Source organism: Candidatus Cloacimonadota bacterium (assembly GCA_011372345.1).
GTDB lineage: Bacteria > Cloacimonadota > Cloacimonadia > Cloacimonadales > TCS61 > DRTC01.
Genome location: DRTC01000298.1, coordinates 1 through 3765, shown reverse-complemented (window position 1 = coordinate 3765; position 3765 = coordinate 1). Strand labels below are relative to the sequence as shown.

At 38.4% G+C, this 3765-nt stretch carries 2 protein-coding genes; both read left to right on the top strand.

Annotation, left to right across the window (positions count from 1 at the left end; all coding sequences use genetic code 11):
* The first annotated feature begins 140 nt into the window (after positions 1-140).
* The gene (locus ENL20_05830; protein HHE38075.1) at positions 141-2303 is read left to right on the top strand and encodes a T9SS type A sorting domain-containing protein; all 2163 of its coding nucleotides are present in this window, start codon (positions 141-143) and stop codon (positions 2301-2303) included.
* 235 nt (positions 2304-2538) lie between these two features.
* Positions 2539-3765 (top strand): hypothetical protein (locus tag ENL20_05825; GenBank protein ID HHE38074.1); only part of this gene is annotated, 1227 nt, incomplete at its 3' end.

Sequence of the window (3765 nt, the reverse complement as noted above, 5' to 3'; positions counted from 1 at the left end):
TTGGCTTCACCACTGAATCTGGAGAGATATTAATTATAAAAAACAAAATTAAGAAATAAAGAATTAAAACAATAAAATCAAAAAATAACAAAAAGATTAGTCTGATATTAGACTAAACAAAATTTAACCAGGGGGTAAAGATGAAAAAAACATTTTTAACAGGAATTATACTTACGCTTTTTGTAAGTGTATTATTCGCAGATAATATCCAACTATTCGATATGAGAACATCACTAAATCCATTAGAAGTATCCACAACAAAAAATTCCAACATTAACAATCATTCTTATCGAACCAACTTTAGAGATCCTATCGATATCAAGATCAATGGGCAGGATTCGACCCATATCACTCAAGGAAATGATTACATTATTACCATCCAATTTTCAGCGGGATATTTTTCTGCACAGTTAAGTGAATGGATTGATATGGATGGAAATGGTCAATGGGATGCGGCAATCGATTTTGATCTGCATGAAACCGAAGATATCGCGGATAATGATGCAAATGATGAAGACCCGACAGTTGGAATCTATCAGGAAACAATGTACGGTGACGAAGATGGACCTAATAGAGTAGGAAATTTAGGATTACTTTATATCGCAGAAGATGGGAGAGAAATCGATGTCGCTTATGTGTTCATCGAATCTATTATCAGTGATTATTCTGTTTCCGGAGATGTAACACCCGCAGTTCAAGGTATAATTATCGATGTTCGTCCCGATTCAGGTCCAGCCTGGATGGCTTTTACCGATGCTGCCGGTTATTATATTTGTCATGTTCCGGAAGCAGCTAATTATGATGTTCAGGCGATGGATCATTTAGGGGTGACCGGAGGAATGATACCTCAAGAACCTTATCCTGATGTTTTGATCGATGGTCATTTAACCGGGTATGATTTTCATTTTGTTGCTCCCTCCTCATTTATAGAAGGTTATGTTTTAGATGAACTTGGAAGTCCTCTAATAGGTTATGAAGTAGAAGCAGGTCAGGGAGAAGGACCAGGCTTCTTTTCCATTACAAATGAATTCGGATTTTATAGTATTGGAGTAGCAGAAGGATATTACCGGGTAAGATTATGGGAAGAGGAATTAATCCCTGATTATTTGAGTCCCAAAGAAATTGAAATTTTTGTTGCTGACGGCGCCACTGAAACTGTAGATTTTACTGTTTACTCTACTGATTCTACTATTCAAGGTGCTGTTTATTTGGATGGTTCTCCTCTTTCAGATGTAGAAGTTAATTGCGATTGCGATCTGGGATATTCTTTTGATTTTACGGAAGCTGATGGTTCTTACTCTCTTCCCGTATCCAGCATGGCAGACTATAATGTCAGTCTCTGGGAAGATGCACCTGATTGGGCTTATACGAACGACAACTATCATGAAGTATTGTCCGGTTCTACCGGTATGGATTTCAATTATTACTCAACTCTTTCTGCTATCGAAGGATATGTTTATGACTCCTTTGGACATCCAACGGACGATTATGCCTGGATAAATGCAGAAAATGGGATAAATTGGTATTATGCCGGTGCAGACCATAATTCCGGCTACTTTATTGTTTATCTTCCTAATGGGACTTTTGATATTACCGGATATTCGGATGGATACATTTCTTCTACGATCGAGAATATAACTCTGTCCGATAATGTTGAGACAGTATATTTTTACCTTGATGAAGATTCTCCAACTCCTATTACCCTTTCATCTTTCACCGCAGTATATGCAAACGGTTCTTCTCTCCTCGAATGGACAACTCAATCTGAATCCAATAATCTGGGTTGGAATCTCTATCGTTCCGAAACCGAATTGGAAAATGCTGTTCAGATCAATGGACATCTTATTAATGGTGCAGGAACTTCCACCGAACCTACAAATTATAAATTCTATGACGAAGAGGAACTTGTTGTGAATAATACTTATTTGTATTGGTTGGAAAGCATCAGTTTCTCCGGAGAAACAGAACACATTGGTCCGATCTCTCTTACCATTCCGGAAGAAGGAGAAAACCCCGACGATCCAAATATGGAAGTATTCGGTTTATTCCAGAACTATCCTAATCCTGCCGGTAACATCACCTCGATAAGTTTCAACCTGAAAGAAGCCGCAAATTGCGAACTGAACATCTATAACGCAAAAGGACAGTTGATCCGAACCTTCAAAAAAGACAATGCCGTCAAAGATAGTTTTGTTTGGAACGGTACAAACGATAATGGTGAAGAAGTATCGTCAGGCATATATTTCTACAGATTGGAAGCAGGAAATGAAACCTACATTAAAAAGATGATCTTGATGGAATAAGGTCAAATGACCAGAGGTGAAGGCACATTTGACCCAATTTCAGTTTAGTTCAAGATGACACAGAGGTTGAAAAATAAGGACTTACGAAATTCAAAATCAACCACTGGTCATATGAACTAAACTTTAATTGATGCGAGCAAAGACCTTCAAGGTTAAAAAACCTTGAAGGTCTGTTTAAACTCTCCCGAGATGATCGGGATAAAAACAATCCGCAAGAAGCGGAATGGGAGCAAAAATGAAAAACACAGATTTAGTTCTCGGAATATTGCTGACATTATTGTTGGCAACGAACATAGGATTGGTGGCAGGTACCTACAGTGGAGGTATTGGAACATCTGGTGAACCGTATCAAATAGCAACTTTAAACGATTTACAGGAACTGAGTACAACATCTGCAGATTGGGGAAATTATTTTGAACAAACCGCAGATATTAATGCTTCGGCAACAAGCGGTTGGAATGGAGGTGCAGGTTTCTCACCCATTGGTTCAGAATCAGGTACTCATTTTAAAGGATATTATGATGGTAATTTTCATACAATTTCCAATCTTTATATTAACAGACCTTCAAGTAATGATGTTGGTCTTTTTGGTTATACTGATAGGGACTATTCGCAAGAGAGATCATATATCAAGAATTTAGGACTTGAAAATGTTAATATTACAGGTGGATATCGCACAGCAGGTTTAGTTGGTAGAGCAATGTCCAATATAAGTTTGTGTTTTGTAACAGGAAGCGTTACAGGATCTGCAGGTAACTCAGTAGCTGCCGGTTTGTCTGCCCAAAGTCATTATGAAATTACTGATTGCTACTCCGGAGCAAGCGTTAGTGCCGTATATGAAGCTGCTGGTTTTGTTAGTTTCAATAATGGTTCTATAGATAATTGTTATTCCACAGGTGCAGTTTCAGATGCTACTACACAGGATGGTTTTTGTAATGATGCTGATGGACACGGAAGTGGAGTAATTACAAATTCATTTTGGGATACACAAACTTCCGGGCAATCTTCAAGTTCTGGTGGTACGGGCAAAACCACAGCAGAAATGAAAAATATCAGAACCTTTACAGATGTTGCCTGGAGTACCGGTTTATCATATCCATGGGATTTTGTCGGAAATCCCTATGATGATATTGGAACTGATAATTACTGGAATATAGATGGTTCCATAAATGATGGTTATCCGTATTTACAAGATAATCCCCCTGATGGTCCAACTCCGGTAGAACTCTCAACTTTCACAGCAATTTACGCAAACGGCTCCTCCCTTCTCGAATGGACAACCCAATCCGAATCCAATAATCAAGGTTGGAATATCTACCGCTCTGAAACCGATTTGGAAGATGCTGTTCAGATCAATGGTTCTCTCATTCAAGGTGCAGGAACTTCCACCGAACCGACAGAATATGAATTCGAAGATGTTGACAATTTACTCTTCGATACAACTTATAATTACTGGCTGGAA

Bases quoted from the DNA above. Each gene is read 5' to 3' on its own strand.
- ENL20_05830 (HHE38075.1), top strand. From the start codon at position 141: ATGAAAAAAACATTTTTAACAGGAATTATACTTACGCTTTTTGTAAGT.